The organism is Aquirufa sp., assembly GCF_044342065.1.
GTDB lineage: Bacteria > Bacteroidota > Bacteroidia > Cytophagales > Spirosomataceae > Aquirufa.
This window is the reverse complement of sequence record NZ_JBIIQN010000001.1, coordinates 88,186-108,160: the sequence shown is the minus strand read 5'-3', so window position 1 is coordinate 108,160 and position 19,975 is coordinate 88,186. Positions and strand designations below refer to the sequence as shown.

Genomic DNA, 19,975 nt, shown 5'->3' with positions numbered 1-19,975 from the left:
TTTAATATAACATTCTAAATTTGATCGTATTGTCGATCAATTTCAATTCATTCACGATATCCTCTGCATACTCTTTCGCCACATCGGTAATCACATAACCCGTCTGCTCTGTCGTTTTCAAATACTGCCCAATGATGTTCACGTGGTATTTGGCAAATACATTATTTATCTGAGCCAAAATACCTGGTACATTGTGGTGAATATGCAATAAGCGGTGTGCATTTTCCAAAGGCGGCAACTGCAATTCTGGGAAATTTACAGATCCATACGTGCTACCATTGTTCATAAATTGCAACAACTTTGAAGGAACGAACTCACCTATATTTGCTTGTGCCTCTTCCGTACTTCCGCCAATATGTGGCGTTAAAATCACATTCGGCAAGCCCCGTAATTCATTGATAAACTCTTCATCATTCGTTTTAGGCTCATACGGAAATACATCAATCGCCGCACCCCAAACTTTTCCTGATTTGATGGCCTCTACCAAAGCACCTATCTCCACCACGTGACCACGTGAAAGATTCAAGAAAATCGCGTTCTCCTTCATCCAAGAAAACTCTTGCTTCCCGATCACATTCGTATTCGATTTACGACCATCAACATGTAAACTCACAAAATCAACGGTCGATAATAACTCTTTCAATGTATTGCATTTCTTCGCATTACCTAGTGCGAGTTTATCTACGATATCGTAGAAATAAACTTCCATTCCGAGCGCCTCCGCAATCACCGAAATCTGCGTACCGATATTGCCATATCCCACTAAGCCAATTTTCTTTCCCCGAATCTCGAATGAATTCGTAGCTGATTTATCCCAAATACCGGCATGCATTTTGGTCGACTTTTCGAAAATATTTCGCGTCAACATCACCATCAACCCTATCGATAATTCGACCACACTTCGCGTGTTGGAATAGGGCGCATTAAATACCGCAATGCCCCTCTTCTCACATTCAGACAAATCAATTTGATTCGTACCGATGCAGAAAGCGCCCACACACATTAAACGTGCAGCATTCGGATGTTCTAATACTCTTTTGGTCAAATTGGTTTTTGAACGTAATCCGATAATGGATACATCCTTGATTTTTTCAATCAACTCATCCTCATCCAATGCCCCTTTTAATAGCTCAACTTGAAAACCTTCTTTGGTAAACAATTGAACAGCTGCCGGATGTACGTTCTCTAGCAACAAAACTTTAATGCGTGATTTGGGATACGATTGTGCACGACTTAAGCCATTGAGGTAAAGAAATTCATCCAAGGATGGCACCACAAAATCCGCTTTATCAGTCACCGCCTTGCGCGACACATTTTCAGTAAAGGCAAAGAACTTATTCGCTAATCCTGCTTCGCGTAGTTCATAATCGGTATACCCATCACCGATCACATATACCTCGCCCTCCAATGCCAAAGCTTGCAATAAGCGAACTTTACCTTTATCTTGAGATAAGAGATTAGTGTGATCATATCCGGTAATATTCCCGTCGCTGTCGTAGGTAAAAGTATTTGCATGCACATTTTCTGCTGCGATCCCCATATCCGCTACAACAGGAACAATAAAGTCCTTAAAACCACTTGAAACAATTAAAATACGGTCAGCATGCTCCCGAATAAATGCCTTGTTTCTCTTGAATGAATCCGAAATTTTGCCTTTCAAAAAGGCAATCAATTGATTGACATGTGTTTGATTCGCTGGTAACAATGCCACACGCTCACGAAGAGAATCAGCAAAAGAATATTCACCTGTCATTCCTTTGTCTGTGATTTCACGAATTTTACCTACAATCTCAGCCTGCTTCGGATTCCCTTCAAGCGCGATGCGTGCTAATTCATCTAAACCTTCAACTTTGGTAAATGTGCTGTCAAAATCAATGACGATGGTTAATTGCGCTAGCTCTTTGTTAGACATATTTTTCAATTTTCAATTTCCGTTAAACCATGCAGTAGCTCTTTGCTCAGCCCAAGTTTGTCCCCGATAATTCCTCGGGTAAAACCCACAATGCCCCCCTGATTCAGGTAATTCGATTTGAACAAAGTCCGAATCAATTCGATCAGGCAAGCATTCCTGCGATAAAAATGGATCGTTTTTCGCGTTTACAATTAAGGTTGGCACCCGAATTCCCGCTAAAAAATACAGCGAACTATTACGCTCATAATAATCCTCCGCATCTTTAAATCCATGCAATGGCCCCGTTATCACATTATCAAAATCATACAAACTGCGAATAGAGGTTAACATAGACGGCGAAATATCCTGCGGATATCGGGCCGACTTTTCGGTAACTTTTTCTAATAGTGTTTGTAAGAAGCGATGCGTGTAGAGCCTGTTTTCCCGGCGAGTCAATTGCTGGCTACTGCTGGAAAGGTGTAAAGGTACGGAAAATGCCACAGCTTTTCGAACGAATTGCGACGCTTTTTTACCATTTTCTCCCAACCATTTTAAGGTCAAGTTGCCGCCTAAACTGAAGCCGGCCAGAAAAATATCCTTCACCCCGCGCGCAATTGCGTGTTGAATTATAAAGTCCAAATCATCCGTCGCCCCACTGTGATAAAAACGCAAATTCCGATTAGGTTCTTCCGAACAACTCCGATAATTCCAAGCCAAGGCATTGTATTCTGGCAATGACCGAATGAGTCCGGTAACATAAGGTCGCCTGCTACTCCCTTCCAAACCATGTGAAACAATTAACAAAGGTTTTTCATGTAATGCCTCGGCACGCAAATGCAAGTCAACATCCAGAAAATCACCGTCCGGCAATTCCAAACGCTCACTCCGCGTATGGGATATTGGAATCTTTCGAAATAAAGCTGGATAGATACTTTGACTATGCCCTTCTGGTAACCAAATAGGTGCGCGATACTCCTGCATTAGATAAAGAAATCTGGAATTAAGGATTTGGGATTAGCCGATGGGTCTACTTGATATTTGGAGAAATCCGTAGTCCCAGCTTCTGCAAGTACGGCATCATCAATAAAATAATTTCCTGTACAAATTTTAGCATCTCGCGTCAAAATCTCATAACAAGCATCAGCCATGATATCCGCGGTTCGAGCTAAACGCATCATTTCTGCATTTCCCACAGCAAATTCAATCGCCGCAGTGGCAATTATGGTACGTGGCCATAAAGAATTAAATGCCACTTTACCTTCAAATTCAGCTGACATCCCTAAGGTAACTAAGGACATTCCAAATTTGGCCATGGAATAAGCTACATGATGCTTAAACCAACGAGCCTCAAAGTTTAACGGTGGAGACAAAGTTAAAACATGTGGATTCGCGGATTTCAATAAATGAGGTAAGCATGCGCGAGAAACCAAATAGGTTCCGCGGGCATTCACACCATGCATCAAATCGAAGCGTTTCATCTCGGTTTCGAGTGTTCCGGTCAACTGAATTGCAGAGGCATTATTTATCAAAATATCGATACCGCCAAAGGTCTCAACCGCCTTAGCAACGGCTTCTAAAACCTGATTTTCGTCACGAATGTCGACAACACAGGGCAGAACTTTGCCACCCAAAGCTTCGATTTCGGATGCTGCGGAGAAAATGGTACCTTGTAATTTGGGATGTGGCTCAGCCGTTTTTGCAGCGATAACTACATTAGCGCCTTTTGAAGCAAGTTTTTTAGCAATAGCTAGGCCTATTCCACGGGAAGCACCGGTAATGAAAACTGTTTTGTTTTTGAAGTCCATGTCGTTCTAATTAAACTTTATCTAAATTACGATTTTATTGCAAAGACTTGTCAAAATTTAATTTTTGCGTTGTACTTTTGTAAACTATTTTAGTCCACTAGCATTAATGATCACTCCGTTTAAGTCAGTAAGTATTTCTCATCGCAGTGCACCGCTCACCATACGTGAGATGGTAGCGCTCAACGAGGACGAAAGCACCGCTTTTACGCTTAAATGCAAAGACCTTTTTGGTCTGCAAGAATTGTTGATTGTATCCACATGCAACAGGACTGAACTCTATTTCACTACCCAGGAGGATATTTCAGAACAATTAATCAAGGCCCTGTTAATCGAAAAAGGATTATCAAATACGACTGAATACATGAAGTATTTCATCCAAATGAACGATACCAACGAGTCCTTACAACATTTGTTTGAGGTAGCTACCGGTTTACAATCAAAAGTGGTAGGTGATCTTCAGATTCCCAATCAGATAAAAAAAGCGTATCAATTGGCGGCAGACCACAATATGGCGGGGCCCTATTTACATCGCTTAATGCATACCATTTTTTATTCCAATAAGCGTGTCGCACAAGAAACTTCGTTTCGCGATGGGGCAGCCTCGGTATCGTATGCAACTGTTGCTTTGGCAGAAGAATTATCCCAGGCTTTAGTTGCTCCAAAAGTACTTATATTAGGCTTAGGTGAAATTGGCATTGATGTTTGTAAAAATTTAGAAGATAAAGATTTTGCAGAGGTAACGGTTATGAACCGGACAATCGAAAAAGCAGAACGTGTCGCACAAGGTAAAAATTTCCGCGTAGCTCCTTTCGAGGATTTATGCAAAGAAGTCGAAGCGGCTGACATCATCATTTCGTCTGTTCGCACCGATTCACCCATCATCACACAAGAAAAATTAAAAGGAATGCAATTGCTTTCATTTAAATATTTTATTGACTTATCCGTTCCTCGGAGCATTGAAGAAGCTGTCGAAAAAGTCTCAGGTATTTTGTTGTACAACATCGATTCCTTGAAAGAACGTGCTGATGAGGCATTAGCACTACGGATGGCCTCGATTCCAGAAGTAAAAAAGATTATCACAGAAAGTATCGAAAGCTTCAATGATTGGTCCAAAGAGATGGAGGTTTCGCCTACCATCCATAAATTAAAAGGGGCCTTGGAGCAAATCCGCAAGGAAGAAATTAATCGTCACCTGAAAGGTCTAAGTGCAGAAGAAGTGGAGAAACTAGAAAAAATCACGGCTTCGTTGGTACAGAAAATCATTAAGCAACCCATCATTCATCTGAAAGCTGCCTGCAAACGCGGAGATTCTGAAGCGATGGTAGATGTACTGAACGACCTTTTTAATCTCGAGCAATTCGAAGAGCACGAGTCTTAATCCATGGACAGCGCATTACTGAATAAATTGGCCCGCTATTGCGCCTATCAGGAACGCTGCATCTCAGAAATCAAACAAAAAATTCAAGAATTAGATTCGGCTGCTGACCATGCGATTTATATCCACTGGTTAAAAGAAAATAACTACCTCAACGAAAGTAGATTTGTAGGACTTTTCATTCGCTCCAAATTTAACCAGAAAAAATGGGGACGAGGAAAAATTCAATTTGAATTACGCAAAAAAGGTATTTCAGATTCCGAGATCCAGGCGCATTGGGATGAAATTGCTGAAGAAGACTATACCGAGGCCCTTAAAATCCTATTGATTAAAAAAGCTGATTCTTTGAAAAAGGGAACATTAGCAGAAAAATATCAAAAGTGTTACCGGACAGGTTTATCCAAAGGGTTCGAACCAGGACTTGTTGCCCAGGTCTTGAAAGGTCTTTTTCCGAAGGGATTTGCATAAAATCAATTTTTTCCTACCTTTGGGACATGAATTACAAATCAACAGCATATTACGCAGGTTATTACTACGCAGGATATTACGTCTGCGCGTAACCGGTTTGATAGGTTTTTGATGTTAACTTATTTTCGCCGGCCTGTGAGTCGGCATTTTTATTTTATGAGCTTTTCTATTTCACCCGCTTCGCGTTTAAAGTCCGTAGAGGAATACTATTTCTCCACGAAACTTAAACAAATCGCTGCATTACGCGCTGCTGGCATTCCGGTTATTAATTTGGGCATTGGTAGTCCAGACCTCGCTCCTTCCTCGAAAACGATTGAGGCCTTGACTAGGTCTGCAGCTAATCCCGCCAATCATGCTTATCAGGGGTATCAAGGAATTCCGGCTTTACGTGAAGCATTTGCTGCTTTTTACATGAAGCACTATGGGGTTTCGATGGACCCGGCTTCTGAAATATTACCATTAATCGGTTCCAAAGAAGGTATTATGCACATCGCCATGGCCTATTTGGAGGCTGGAGATGTGACCTTGATTCCGAATCCCGGCTACCCTACTTACCAAGCGGCGTGTTCGTTAGCGGGGGCGACGGTTCAAGCGTATGAATTAACAGAAGCGAATGGATGGTTACCGGACTTGGATGCGCTGGACCAACAAGATTTATCAAAAGTGAAAATCATGTGGGTGAATTATCCGCACATGCCCACGGGTGCCAAAGCGGATTTGGCGTTCTTTACGAAACTACGAGATTTTGCTATTCGTCATTCCATATTATTAGTCAATGATAATCCATACAGTTTTATCTTGAATGATAATCCCATCAGCATGTTAGCTGTTCCGGGCATGAAAGACGTAGCCATTGAATTAAACTCACTTTCCAAATCCCATAATATGGCCGGTTGGCGCATCGGTGCCGCATTCGGCCGAGCGGAATTATTGGGGCCCGTTTTGAAATTCAAGTCCAACATGGACTCTGGCATGTTTTTACCCTTGCAAGAAGCGGCGGTAAAAGCTTTATCTGCAGATGCGCACTGGTTTGCGCGTCAAAATGAAATCTATAAGTCACGACAAAAGAAGGTATTTGAATTACTAGATTTATTGAATTGCGTATATGATTCCGCACAAACAGGCATGTTTGTTTGGGCTCGCGTGCCTGCATCCATTGAATCTGGCTATGCACTCTCTGACCAGGTATTGGATGAAAATGCGGTCTTTATCACCCCTGGTGGGATTTTTGGTACACAGGGCAACGGGTATGTGCGCATTTCGTTATGTGCCAAAGAAGAGGTTTTTCAAACAGCGATAGATCGCATCAAAAATCACAGCAATGGAATCTAAGAAAGTAGGTATTATTGGCATCGGTCTAATAGGTGGATCCATTGCGAAAGGTTTGCGCGCATCGGGATGGGCTTCAGAACTTATTGGAATTGAAGCCAATCCAGCCCATGCCGTTAAAGCACTATCTTTGCGCTTAGTAGATGAGGTTTTACCCTTATCTGAAGCCATTGAACGTGTAGATATCTTAGTTTGCGCAACTCCGGTAGATATTTTGGTACAAATCATTCCAAATGTTTTGGATCAATTAAAGCCTGGCCAAATCGTGATTGAAGTAGGTTCCACGAAAACACCTGTGTACGAGGTGCTTAAAAATCACCCAAAACGTGCGCAATTTGTTTCGACCCACCCGATGGCTGGAACCGAATTTTCCGGACCAGAAGCTGCGGTGGAGGGATTATTTATGGGCAAACGAGGTGTGATTTGTGATAAGGAATTAAGTTCACCCGAAGCTATTGAGACCATCGAAAGTTTGTACCTCGCTGGATTGGGCATGAACTTGATATACATGGAGTCGATTGACCATGACGTGCATACGGCCTACATTTCACATATATCACATATTTGTTCGTTTGCCTTGGCGAATACAGTATTAGAGAAAGAGAAAAATGAAGAGCGCATTTTTGAGTTGGCCTCTACAGGTTTTGAATCAACGGTCCGTTTGGCTAAATCTTCTCCCGAAACATGGAGTCAGATTTTCCATCAAAACCAAGACAACCTAATGGATGTGCTGGATGAGTACATTAATACGCTCCTGAAGTACAAAGGATTGATGTTGTCAGGAAGTTACGAAAAACTGAAAGAGGAATTAGGAAAGGCGAATGATATCGGCCGGATCTTAACGAAGCACTGATAAAAAAAGCCCCGATTTTCTTCGGGGCTTTTTTATTAATTTCCTCTCGGAGCTTTGTAAGCAACCGGCTTCCAGGTATTATTTTTACCGTTAATATCAGGGAAGACATGGTCCGGATCGATGGTCACAGATTTGATCGGCAGGTTAGTAGCCGTCTTAAATGTCCAAGAACCACCACGCTGCCAAATTTCAACTGGGAAAGTGAAACGTTCTTTCGCACCACCCGCCATTTCCACTTCAACAATTGCTGGCATAGCCATTTTGTCTAGGTTTTCAATCGTAATCAAAGCACCTTTAGCAGGATCTTGATCAATGTAATCGACATCTTTCACCGACTGATCAAGTTTCCATAATTCGTAGAACCATGGGCGCCAGAACCAACCTAAATCTTCGCCAGCACCATCCTCCATCGCACGGAAGAAATCGCGTGGGGTCGGATGTTTGAAGGCCCAATTTTTGATGTATTGCTTGAATGCATAGTCAAACCGATCAGCACCCAAGATATTTTCACGTAATATACGTAATCCAAAACCTGGTTTATTGTATGCCTCCCAGCCTAAATTCTTAGTTTGAATCACATCGGGAATCGACATGATTGGATCTGCGTCCGCACGGAAAATACGGGGAGCGATTTGATGCATATCAAACTTTGGATTCTTGTACTCCCCTTTGTTAAATGCATCTGTTGAATAGAAATTGATAAACGTATTAAAACCTTCATCCATCCAAGCGAATTTACGCTCGTTTGTTCCTACAATCATAGGGAACCAGTTATGGCCAAATTCGTGATCCGTCACACCCCATAAAGATGCCGTTTGATCACGATATCCACAAAAAATAATACCTGGATATTCCATTCCTGATACAATTCCCGCCACATTCGTAGCAACCGGATATGTGTATTCGTACAACCAATTCGAGTAATGCTCAATGGAAGCCTTTACGTATTCTGTCGAGCGCGCCCATGCCTTTTCGCCATCCGATTCGATGGGATACACCGAAACAGCCGTAGCCTTTTTACCACTTGGCAAATTGATCATCGAAGCATCTTGAATGAAGGCTTTCGAGGTAGCAAAAGCCACATCACGTGCATTCTTAATAGCAAATTTCCATGTCAAACGATCTTTAGCCGGACGAGAAGCCGCATCAGTTACCTCGGCTGCTGAACGAATGACAACCGTTTTATCTGATGTTTTTGCGGCAGCCCAACGCTTCATTTGCTCTTCCGTATATACCTCAGCTGGATTCAACAATTCACCTGAACCTACCACAATATGGGAAGCAGGAACATTTATTGAATATTCGAAATTTCCATATTCCAAATAAAATTCACCTGCACCTAAGTAAGGCAATACATTCCAGCCCTCAATGTCGTCGTACACACACATGCGCGGAAACCACTGTGCCACTGTATAAACATCGCCATTTTTAGTTTCTTGGACACCCATACGGTCTGAACCGTTTTTCGGAGACGTAAATGAATAAACAATCTTAATCTTTGCGATACCGGCCTTTTCTACTAGCGGAGTAGCTAAGCGAATTTGCATACGCGTATCTTCTACAATATAGTTGGCAGGCTTACCATCCACCAATACGCTTTCAATCGAATAACCACCATCAAAAGCGACATTACCAAAACGGCCACCTAACACAGGGGTTGTTTTGCCTCCGCGCGATTGCGTGTTGAATGAATTTTGGTCTAGTTGCAACCAAAGAAAAGGTAATTTATCGGGAGAATTATTCTTGTAGGTAATCTCCACATCCCCTGAAATCTTGCGTTTGGTATCGTCTAATGAAGCCGATATTTTGTAATCGGCTACATTTTGCCAATAACCAGGCCCAGGCGTTCCAGCTGCTGAACGCGCGGATGAAATAGGGCCATAATTCCACAATGGATGAAACAATTCATAAGCATTGTATTGCGCATTGGCCTGAATTGAGCATAGGAACAAGCCTATGGCTAATAGCTTCTTAAGCATATATTGAAGTTTAAATTTTACAATTATTCAAAAATGGTCAAAATCTCGTCATCAAGCAAGCGTTTTGTCAAACCCAAGGCTTTGGGAACCTCATAATGATAGAAAAATTTCATCGTATGAATCTTATCTTGATAGAAAGCTTGCTCGCTACTTGTATTTGCTAAAGCCTCTGCAGCCACATTTCCTTGTTTTAGCCACTGCCACGCGACAACAACCAAGCCAAACAATTCCATGTACAAGGTAGAGTCGGCAAGGAATACATCCGGCTGAGCAGCCTTGCTTAATTTATGCAGGGTTACCTTATTCAAGCTCGCTAATTCTAGAGCCAATTGCTCTGCATAGGGTTTCGTTTTTTCAAACGACATGCCCTTTTGGATATCAGCTTGAATTAATTTAACCAATGCTTGAACTGCTTTTCCTTGTTCACTCGGAATTCCTCGGCCCAATAAAGTTAATCCGTGAATACCAGTCGTACCCTCATAAATCGACATAATACGAGCATCACGTGCCATTTGTTCCAATGGAAAATCTTCGGTATACCCATAGCCCCCTAATACTTGAAGCCCTTGATTAACGGCTAAAAATCCTTGCTCTGCTGGATAGGTTTTAGCTACCGGTGTCATTAAATCCAAAAGTAATTGCGCCTCGTGTTTTTCTTCTCCATCTAAACATTTTGATAAATCATCCCAAAGGAAACATTGGAAAAGTAATCCCATGGCTCCTTCAACGATTGATTTTTGGTAGTACAACATCCGTTGCACATCGGGATGATTTTGAATGAGCGTCGGCGGAGTCTCCGGATCTTTATTGGTCAACTTTCTTCCTTGACTTCTTTCGGATGCATATTGTTTGGAAAAGTGATAAGCCGCCGAGGCGATATAAGCACCTCCCATACCTACTCCAAGGCGAGCCTCATTCATCATTTGAAACATATACATGAGGCCTTTATTGGGTTCCCCTACCAGATAACCTATCGAATCACCTTTATCACCAAAAGATAGATGGAGTGCAGGTGTGGCCTTTTGGCCCATTTTATGATACAGTCCCATCGAAGTAACTTCATTCGAAACCCATTGCCCATTTTCTTGACGGCGCTTGGGAACAACAAATAGCGAGATCCCTTTTGTTCCTTTTGGCGCGCCCTCTAAACGAGCTAAAACAAGGTGAATGATGTTTTCTGAAAAATGGTTATCACCACCCGATATGAATATTTTTTGTCCTTTAATTGAGTAAGAACCATTACCCAAGTCTTTAGCACTCGTACTAACGTCGTTTAATGAACTTCCGGCTTGAGGTTCTGTCAAACACATCGTGCCTGTCCATTTACCAGACAACATATTTGGAACAAACTTTTGTTGCAATTCATCCGAACCAAAACTGGCAATTAAGTGTGCAGCCCCATTACTGAGTCCTGTAAACATGACGATGGAATTATTGGCTGCACCGCGGATAAACTCATTTGCTCCACCTACAATCGAAGGAAGTTGTTGGCCGCCTTTCTCATATGAAAAAGTGGCACCAATCATCCCTGATTCACCCAATTCCTTCACATAAGCTTCCACAGAGTGATGTACATGTACAGTTCCATCAATCAACTCTGCCTGCTTGCGATCAGAATCCACATAATGGGGGCGTAAATGGCGTTCTGCAATCTGTTCAGCAGAGTCTAAGACCATGTCAAACATATCAGGGGCATAATCAACATAACGGGGGTATTGGCATAATGAACCATAATTGAAAACCTCTTTCAGAATGAAATCGAGGTTGCGGCGATCATATTCTCTTGGCATATCTGTTCTGTTTAGATGGAAACAAATTTGCATAGAAAAAAACTATTATGCAAGCATACTAGTTTGCGAGTTGCAACTCTACCTTTGGCAAACCTGGGAGGATTGCCAAAGGTAAAGCGTAGCGAGGAAAAAAACGCGAATTTTAAATCAGTAAACTGGTAAATTCAAGCCCACATTGTAAGGAACCCAAGCCGCTTGCCGACAATCCCATATAGGTGAATCTTGAAAGCGTAATTTCTTGAAATTGACAAGGTTAACAAGCTTCTGATACGACGCGGCAGGAATTCCATTGTAGCGATCAACCAACACGCGCCTTTTCGTTTTCCCGGCTACCATAAAATACCCAAGAACCTGACGATCCGGATTATTCAAACACGTCAAATTACCAATAATCTGCGCCGGAACTTTATCAAATATCCCACCACCTAAAGTGCGTTGATCCTCTTGACGCTTCCAATATTGATGCGTGGCCTTATCCACATGGTACACCTCCAGCTGCACAAACCACTCCGTAAAATCATCATACGGAATCGCTGCCAAAGGAACCTTAATCTCGCGGCCATCCAAAAATGCATCATCCATTAAGATAGGCTGGGTGTTTTGAACAGCTTGCCAACATTTACTATAACAAATGGGCACAGGTGCCGGCGGTGGAGGTGGCGTCGGACAGGTCGTCAAAAATTGAATGAAATCTTGACGTTTGATGAAATAATAATCATCAGACCCACGCGTATCCTGAAGACTTGCCTGCATCTCAAAATACATATCCTCCACTTTTTCCGAATTCACATACTTGGAATTCAATGTCTTCAACTCCGTTGGCGCAGAAAGCACTTGCCAGCTTGAAGCAATGTCCAAACCATCCGGCGTCATAATCTTTAGCCGGTACTTTTTTCCCACTTGACCCTGGAATGAAGCCGGCGTTTGATACATCCCCTTTTGGATTTCCTTCAACACAATCGCCGACCCAGACTCTTCCACAATGCGGACGTCCGCACCCGGAATCGATTCTCCTTGAAACTGCGTAGCATCAAAAGGGGAATAGCCTGAAGTATAATTTAAGCGAACCGTATAAGGTCCCACTTGATTAGTCATTTCACCATATACCACCACCGCATCACTCAAGTTCTCCGTCTTAAAATCAGTGATTTCCGTTTCACAAGAGAACAAACCCAACAAGCCCATAAAAATCAATATCCTCTTCATTAGAATTTAAAATTATAGGTGACGGATGGAATCGCAGCTCCCAACACCGATAATTGATACGTTCGCGCTTGATTAATCAAGCCAGTGGACGACCTAAAAAAGATGGAATAGGCATTCTGACGAGATAAAATATTGTAGATAGAGAAATTCCAACTCCCCTGCCAACGTTTTCCTTCTTTAGGTTCTATCGTAAAGCCAATATCCAAACGCATGTAAAATGGTATACGCTCCTGATTTCGCAAGGTAAAACTTGGACTCGAATATCCGTCCAATAAAGGCCGAATGGTGGTACTAGTCAAAAAAGTATTATTCGAACCGCCATATTGATAGGTCGTTGGCGTTAAACCTGGCCGCGGGAAAATTCCGTTCGCATAACCATAATCATACAAGTCATTAAATGCATAAATCTTATAGCGACCATTTGGATACGTGATAGGCCGACCAGAAGTATAGGTAAAGTTTGCATTAAACGAAATGCGTTTCGTTAATCGGTTATTCAACACAAACTTAAAGTTATGCGGCATGTCAAAATTCGCAGGAAATTCCTTACCAAAATTGGCAGCATATTGGCCATCCGTGGCACCCACTTGTCGGAACGACCGCGCATAGGTATACGAAACCCAACCAGTCAACCGCAACCCGCGTGCCTTTTTCAAGAAAAACTCTGCCCCATAGGCGCGTCCTTTTCCTACAACCAATTCTGTCTCAACCGTTGGATTTAAATACAAAGCTGCGCCATCCACATAATCAATCACATTGGACAATCGCTTGTAATAAAACTCTGCAGACGCCTCAAAAACAGCATTTTGCGCATTGGTGAAATTCTTAAACACACCCATGGAAAATTGATCCGCCACTTGTTGAGGTAAATAGGCATTCGAATTCTTCCAAATATCCACCGGCGATATCGCCATCGTATTCGATAACAAATGCATAAACTGCTGCATCCGATTAAATCCAAATTTCACCGAGGTACTCGAATCCAATTTCACTGCCAAAGAGACCCGCGGCTCCAATCCACCATACGATTGAATTACATCCGAAGACGCAAAACGCAAGGTATCTGTTAACGAATTCAAGGTACGCGGCGTTCCTAGTCGGTATTGGTAAGTCTGTAAAGGACCCAGTAATTGAAAATACGCATAGCGTAAGCCATAATCTAAACTGATTCGTTTTCCGATCGGCAAACTATGCCCCACATAAATCGCCATTTCACGGGAATTTTCTACCTGCATCGGGAATTCATTTACTTCGGACGAAGTCGAAGTAGGCCTAAATGTTCCCGCATCATTTTGATATTGATTAAACTCTGCACCAAAATCCACACGCCCTTTTCCCTTCAAATCTAAACTCAAATCCTCCCTTACCGTTTGCTGCTTAATCGATGGTTTCCAATCAAATTCCAAGCCTTTTTTCATCCCCTCAATCCCATATTGGTAATCACTCACAAAGGCTGTAAAATTATGGGACAATTTCCCCCAAAGAGCATTGTGCTTAAAACTCAGCGATTGCGTCTGCCACGAATACAAGGTATCCGAAGCAAATTTAAACCCATCATGACTGATATAGCCAGATAAGGAAATTCGTTGGTTTTCATTTATTTTATGTGTCAACTTAAAATTGACATCGTAAAAATCAGCCTTACTTTTCTTCAAGGCCGGATTCGGAAAATAGCCTAAGTAAAAATCGGAGATCGAACCACGAGCTCCTAGAATCAAGGAAGTTTTGCCTTTGACCAAAGGCCCATCTACCAACAATCGACTAGAAATCGGACCGACACCCCCCTGAATACCCCACGTATCAAAATTCCCTTCCTTCACGCGGACATCTAAAACAGACGAGGCCCGTCCGCCATACATACTCGGTATACCGCCTTTGTACAAACTTAAATCTTGCACCATATCGGCATTGAAGCCCGTAAAAAAACCAAATAAATGGGAGGTATTAAATAAAGGAACGCCGTCCAATAACACGAGATTTTGATCCACATTTCCACCCCGCACATTAAATCCAGAAGCCCCCTCACCGACGGTAGACACGCCGGGCAACAACATAATACTTCGGATTACATCTGCCTCCCCCATTAAATTGGGCAACTTTTTCAAAGTCTTGCTAGACATCTTTTCCACACCCATGATGGTGCGATTGACATTAGCTTCGGATTTTTCAGCTGAAATAACGACCTCATCTAATATCTGTTCGGCCTTTTCTAGATATACCGTCATGTTCGCATTTTCCTTCAAGTCGATGCGACCAGTCTTAAACTTATATCCCAAACTGCGAAAGACCATTTGGTACGAACGAGAAGGTAGCGTCAACGAAAAATGTCCGGATGAATCTGTTCGAGCTCCGATGGACAAACCTGAAAAAAGGACAGAGGCTCCCTCCAAAGGAGCTTTCGTCTCTAGGTCCTGAATGGTTCCAGAAAAAATAAAATAACCTCTTTTTTGACCGAATGTGGCACAAGAAATCATCAACAACACAACCAATACCGCGTACCTCATTTTCGTTTGTTTCGCAAGATTAAAATCCCTTTGGAGTTTTTCCAAGCAGGATCAAATCCGCCAGCTGGGAACTTCGCAACCGCATGGCTACCTAAAACCACATCCAAATCGCCATCCCCTTCAATATCCCCGATATCCATCACCGACCAGCGTCCAAGATGGGTCACCGGAATTGTTTGTTGGTCAAATGATTTCCCCAGATTCATAAAGTACATCAATCCCTCCTCGGGGCGCTTCTCCACATCCGGGAAAAGAGCAATCGACAACATATCTAGATCTCCATCCGCGTCTATATCTGCTAGCATAACTTTGGTTGCCCCGTTTTGCGGATAAAAAGCTTGCAGTTTAAAGCGCATTTGGCCCTGATTCGTATAAACATACACCCCGTGATAGGGCTTTAAAATCGTAGAAAAATCTGCATTATCTCCCGCCGTGCACACGATATCCAAATCACCATCACCATCTACATCCCCCATATCAAAGGAACTTGTCCCATAAATAGAAGGGAAACGGAGCAGACGTGTTTCATCAAATTTCAAGCCTCCTCGGTTCGTATACAACATAATGCGTTCATCTCCTTGCGCAAACAAAGCGACAATGTCCAGTTGGCCATCCCCATTAAAATCCCGAATATCCACATGCGTGGCCCCAGTTTGAGGATTTAGTACCTTTTTCGTCCAAGAGCTCCCCTGTTTTTCCCATACAGACATTCCTCCCTCCATAAATCCAAATTCACTTGATATCAGCTCCTCCTGTCCGTCCCCATCCAAATCCGTCGCCTTCAATTCAATAGGCCGATTTAAGCCTTTCAAAATTTCCTTAGACTCACCTTTTCCAATCACTTGGACAGATCCATTCACATCTGGATTGGCTTGGGTAGTCGTACCTATAAATGTGTACAAATACTGATCTTTCCAGCGTTCGATATAAGTTAAGGCATTTTGATTTTCAGATTTCTGAATCGGATTACCCAGGGCGTCCAGTACCCAAATCACGCGATTAGATTGGTCACCCGCGATAATCTGATGTTTTTTGACATCGATGCGTACCGCAGTAAAATTTGGGATAGTCCCTTTCGGCAAGGCAACAGGTAAATCTTCTACAGAAAAAGCACTATTTTCTTTCAATGGCGCAGCGGCCGGAATCTCCAATTCCTTCGGCGCCTTGGCTAAATAATATTCTTTGATTTTTTCCCAATCAGCATCCGGAATCATTTGTCCTTTGGGACGCATGATGGCATAATCTGAAAGCGGTTTTTGCAATTGGTCTATTTCCTTTGAAACACCTAGCATCACCGCCATGTAGGGCAAGGTGCTATATTGCCAAACATTCTTAGGCAATAATGCTGGTTCAGGAAATGCATGACAGGACTGACAATATTGCTTGGCTAGGGCTTCTCCTTCCGAGACGTCTTTTGAACAACTTGGAAATTCATAAGAGAAAACCGAAAAAAGGGCAATTGCCAGGATTATCCGCATCAATTCAGTTTTTTAAAGACTTGCATGCGATCAGCATTACGCGTCACAAAATACAAAGGCCCCTTCGGTGTTTGAACAATTTTGATATCGCGTACATCGCCTTCTTGCAAGAACCCCGTGTCCGTGGGTACGAGCGCTTTAAATCCTCCCTTTCCGTTACCCTTCAAAATAAGACCAAAAAAGGCATCGTAACGTGCTTGATACATCGAAGCTCCATTGAAATTTCCACCTAGTATGACATCCAAATGCCCATCTTTATCCACATCCTCGGTTCGTAAAACCATCACTTTAGATACTTGAGCTAAAGCCGGCAAATCATGGCGCTCAAACTTACCTTTGCCTTTATTCTCCAAATAGACAGATTCAAAAGTGTTGACCATCCGTTCAGTCGCACCTTTCAGTTCACTATCCCCGAATAATTCCTCGATGGTATTGCCTGCAAAATCTTTGTACTTCGTATACTTTTTAGAAATGATACTTGGAATCTGCTTCCCGATCTCATCCTTGCTATTGATCGGGTACCAATCATCTCCTCGATTATAGCCAATAATATGTTCCTCTGTCTCGTTCTTGTCCACATCCTTGATTAACATCCGCAGCTTTCCATTTAGCTCTTTGCGCAATTTGGTGTTCGTTCCTAAATTCCCAACCACAAAATCGACATCACCATCTTGGTCAAAATCTCCCGCCGTTAATCCACTCCAGAAACCGGTCAATTCCGATAGTCCATTGTCAATCAGTGTAAATTTCCCCCGTTGATTTTCATACATTTTAATAGGCATCCAATCGCCCACCACAGTCAAATCTTGGTCACCGTCTTTATCAAAATCGGCCCAAATAGCTTCGGTCAACATCCCCGCTTCACGTAGTTCCGGGGCTAAAGCCTGCGTCTTGTCGGCGAATTGGCCTTTGCCATTGTTCACCAACAAATATGATTTGGGCGAATATCCGTAATGGTAAGCTACCACGCGACCTCCGATAAATAAATCCATATCGCCATCCCGATCAAAGTCGCATGGACGAACAACCGATTTATTATCATACATCGCAGGCAAGGCTTTCACATCACGTGTGAAATTTCCTTTGCCATCATTTTTGTATAAGCGGTCAAACTGCTCAGGCATTTTATCGTAAAACTCATTCCCACCCGTCACCACATATAAATCCAGATCTTTATCGCCATCGGCATCAAAAAACAAAGCATCTACATCTTCATACAAGCTGTCCACATGAAAGGATGTTTGAGGAGAAAAGGTGAAACCGTTAGGCTTTTGCAAAAACAACTGGCCAGCTTGGTACTTCGCTCCTCCTACATAAAAGTCTTCTAGACCGTCTCCATTTACATCCCCCACGGCCATCTTAGGGCCTTCCATGGAAACCTTAAATGGAATTAATAGCTCACGGTTGAAATCAAAATACGTATTTTCTTGATGCAAATAAGGAATTCCATCTGCTGCGGTTACCTCTTCGAAAAGCGGTTTCGGCTGAACAAAGAATTGAAAATCCTTCACCAACATCTGGGCATTTTTTTGATCGAGTGTCAACAACTCATTGATCTTCGGATTTTTGATGATTTGCATTTTCTCATTTTCCCAAATCACAATCAAGGAATCAACTTGTTTCAATTGACCTATCCCAAAAAGTAAGGTAGGTTCTACCGAACTCATAAATCCACGTGTCGGCATCATTTGCTGAAGCTGTTGGCCCTCTTTCGTCTTCAATATCACTTTGGCCCCAATACCAAACGTATTCATTCCCTCGCCCTTAAACTTCACTTTCACGAAATTATTCTTCAACAATTCGCGGGAATGGTTCTCGTAAATTCCTGCTGGCTCATTTAAATTATTGGAAATCAAATCCAAGTCCCCATCATTGTCCAAATCCGCATAGGAACTACCATTCGAGATTCCCTCTTCCTCAAATCCCCAAACCATCGACTTATCTTTAAATCGTAAATCTTTCGCTCCTTGAAACAAGTAGTTATGCACCTTACCGCTCGGCATTAAATCGATTGCTTCTTGATCCAATTTATGGGAAGTAGGCAAGCCATAATGCAGCGAATCTCCGATGACGAATTTGAGGTAATCGAGATCATTTGGCCGACGCAAAATACCGTTTGAAACGAAGATATCTTTCAGCCCGTCTCCATCATAATCAGCCATTAACGTACCCCAGCTCCAATCCGTAGCTGCAACGCCGGATGAGGCGGCAATATCGGAGAACTTTTGTCCACCCATATTTAACTGCAAACAGTTTCGGCTATACTGATTGAAATACCCAAACTGGAGTTTATACATGTAAATATCTAATGGATCCTCCCCCACAGACGATTTCTCAACCTTTTCATCCTCAGGGTACATGTCGAGCGTCATCACATCTTGGTAACCATCGTTGTTGATATCTGCAATATCGGACCCCATTGAGAAGCGGCTTAGATGCTTGAAATGCTCTTTAATTCCTTCTTTGTAGGTGCCATTTTTTTGATTGATGTAATAATAATCGTCCTCGTGAAAATCGTTGCTGACATAGATATCGAGCCAACCGTCATTATTTAAATCAGCTACGGAAACGCCCAAACCATAGCCCATTGCTGCTTGGTAAATACCTGATTCAGCAGAAACGTCTTTGAACTTACCCCCTTCGTTGCGGTACAAATAATCACCTGCCTCGTTATCTTTTAACATCCGCGTATTGACACGATCATACGAACGGGTATTATGAACCGCGTGATTCAATAAATAACAGTCCAAATCACCATCTTTGTCATAATCAAAAAAGGCTGCTTGGGTAGCAAAACCGGTAAAATCTAGGCCATACTCATTTGCTTTCTCCGTGAAGGTATTGTCGCCATTATTGATGTACAACTCATTCGAACCCTCCATCCCTTTGAAATTACTCACCGCACAAACGTAAATATCCAACAATCCATCCCCATTCACATCGGCCATGGTCACTCCAGTCTTCCAGTCAGAGAATCCCTCCACCCCGGCCTTGACCGAAATGTCTTCAAACTCCATAGTCCCCTTGTTCAGGTATAATTTATTTTTGCCCTGATTCGACGTGAAGAACAAATCTACGAGACCGTCATTGTTGATGTCTCCAGATGCGACCCCTCCACCATTATAAAAATAGAGGTAATCCAAAATATTAAATTCAGGGGTTTCCTTGATTTGATTCGTAAAATCAATGTGCGTTTTGGAGGCAGGCAATTTCTCAAACAATTGCACATCATCACCTGATTTACACGCTAGGAAACCAGTGGATAAAATGAAAAATGCGAGATACTTATTCATACTA

Annotated in this window: 13 protein-coding genes; 4 read left to right on the top strand and 9 right to left on the bottom strand. The window is 42.4% G+C overall.

Annotation, left to right across the window (positions count from 1 at the left end):
* Position 1 precedes the first annotated feature (1 nt).
* Genes serA through ACIQZ2_RS00425 form a run of 3 tightly spaced genes read right to left on the bottom strand, consistent with a single transcriptional unit; the run spans position 2 to position 3,696 of the window.
* Positions 2 to 1,912: a phosphoglycerate dehydrogenase gene (gene serA, locus ACIQZ2_RS00435; protein ID WP_395766856.1), complete on the bottom strand. Its 1,911-nt coding sequence runs from the start codon at positions 1,910 to 1,912 to the stop codon at positions 2 to 4.
* 12 nt (positions 1,913 to 1,924) lie between these two features.
* Positions 1,925 to 2,872 (bottom strand): YheT family hydrolase, encoded by a 948-nt coding sequence (locus tag ACIQZ2_RS00430; protein WP_395766855.1) that lies wholly within the window; start codon positions 2,870 to 2,872, stop codon positions 1,925 to 1,927.
* Entirely contained in the window at positions 2,872 to 3,696 is an 825-nt protein-coding gene (locus tag ACIQZ2_RS00425; protein WP_395766854.1) for an SDR family oxidoreductase, read from the bottom strand. The genes ACIQZ2_RS00430 and ACIQZ2_RS00425 overlap by 1 nt, the downstream gene beginning before the upstream one ends.
* A 106-nt stretch (positions 3,697 to 3,802) precedes the next feature.
* On the opposite strand from ACIQZ2_RS00425, the gene hemA reads away from it, so the two are divergent.
* From hemA to ACIQZ2_RS00405, 4 genes are all read left to right on the top strand, one after another.
* Positions 3,803 to 5,074 carry a glutamyl-tRNA reductase gene (gene hemA, locus ACIQZ2_RS00420; RefSeq protein WP_395766853.1) on the top strand — a complete coding sequence of 424 codons (1,272 nt, stop codon included), beginning with the start codon at positions 3,803 to 3,805 and terminating at the stop codon, positions 5,072 to 5,074.
* A gap of 3 nt (positions 5,075 to 5,077) precedes the next feature.
* Positions 5,078 to 5,539, top strand: a complete 462-nt coding sequence (locus tag ACIQZ2_RS00415) for a regulatory protein RecX (protein WP_395766852.1) — start codon at positions 5,078 to 5,080, stop codon at positions 5,537 to 5,539.
* A 156-nt stretch (positions 5,540 to 5,695) separates the two neighbouring features.
* Positions 5,696 to 6,871, top strand: a complete 1,176-nt coding sequence (locus tag ACIQZ2_RS00410; RefSeq protein WP_395766851.1) for a pyridoxal phosphate-dependent aminotransferase — start codon at positions 5,696 to 5,698, stop codon at positions 6,869 to 6,871.
* Entirely contained in the window at positions 6,861 to 7,721 is an 861-nt protein-coding gene (locus tag ACIQZ2_RS00405) for a prephenate dehydrogenase (protein WP_395766850.1), read from the top strand. Before ACIQZ2_RS00410 ends, ACIQZ2_RS00405 begins: the two co-directional genes overlap by 11 nt.
* A gap of 35 nt (positions 7,722 to 7,756) precedes the next feature.
* On the opposite strand, the gene ACIQZ2_RS00400 is transcribed toward ACIQZ2_RS00405, so the two are convergent.
* The 6 genes from ACIQZ2_RS00400 to ACIQZ2_RS00375 all read right to left on the bottom strand — a co-directional run bounded on the left by ACIQZ2_RS00400 (position 7,757) and on the right by ACIQZ2_RS00375 (position 19,971).
* Entirely contained in the window at positions 7,757 to 9,700 is a 1,944-nt protein-coding gene (locus tag ACIQZ2_RS00400) for a M1 family metallopeptidase (RefSeq protein ID WP_395766849.1), read from the bottom strand.
* 23 nt (positions 9,701 to 9,723) lie between these two features.
* On the bottom strand, positions 9,724 to 11,490 hold the full coding sequence (locus ACIQZ2_RS00395) for an acyl-CoA dehydrogenase (RefSeq protein ID WP_395766848.1): 1,767 nt from the start codon (positions 11,488 to 11,490) through the stop codon (positions 9,724 to 9,726).
* Between the two features lie 147 nt (positions 11,491 to 11,637).
* A complete protein-coding gene (locus ACIQZ2_RS00390; RefSeq protein WP_395766847.1) occupies positions 11,638 to 12,696 on the bottom strand; it encodes a DUF4249 domain-containing protein in 1,059 nt (352 codons plus the stop codon).
* Positions 12,696 to 15,200 carry a carboxypeptidase-like regulatory domain-containing protein gene (locus tag ACIQZ2_RS00385; RefSeq protein WP_395766846.1) on the bottom strand — a complete coding sequence of 835 codons (2,505 nt, stop codon included), beginning with the start codon at positions 15,198 to 15,200 and terminating at the stop codon, positions 12,696 to 12,698. The genes ACIQZ2_RS00390 and ACIQZ2_RS00385 overlap by 1 nt, the downstream gene beginning before the upstream one ends.
* On the bottom strand, positions 15,197 to 16,678 hold the full coding sequence (locus tag ACIQZ2_RS00380) for an FG-GAP repeat domain-containing protein (RefSeq protein ID WP_395766845.1): 1,482 nt from the start codon (positions 16,676 to 16,678) through the stop codon (positions 15,197 to 15,199). The genes ACIQZ2_RS00385 and ACIQZ2_RS00380 overlap by 4 nt, the downstream gene beginning before the upstream one ends.
* Complete coding sequence (locus ACIQZ2_RS00375) at positions 16,678 to 19,971, bottom strand: VCBS repeat-containing protein (RefSeq protein ID WP_395766844.1); 3,294 nt, start codon at positions 19,969 to 19,971, stop codon at positions 16,678 to 16,680. The genes ACIQZ2_RS00380 and ACIQZ2_RS00375 overlap by 1 nt, the downstream gene beginning before the upstream one ends.
* Positions 19,972 to 19,975: the final 4 nt, after the last annotated feature.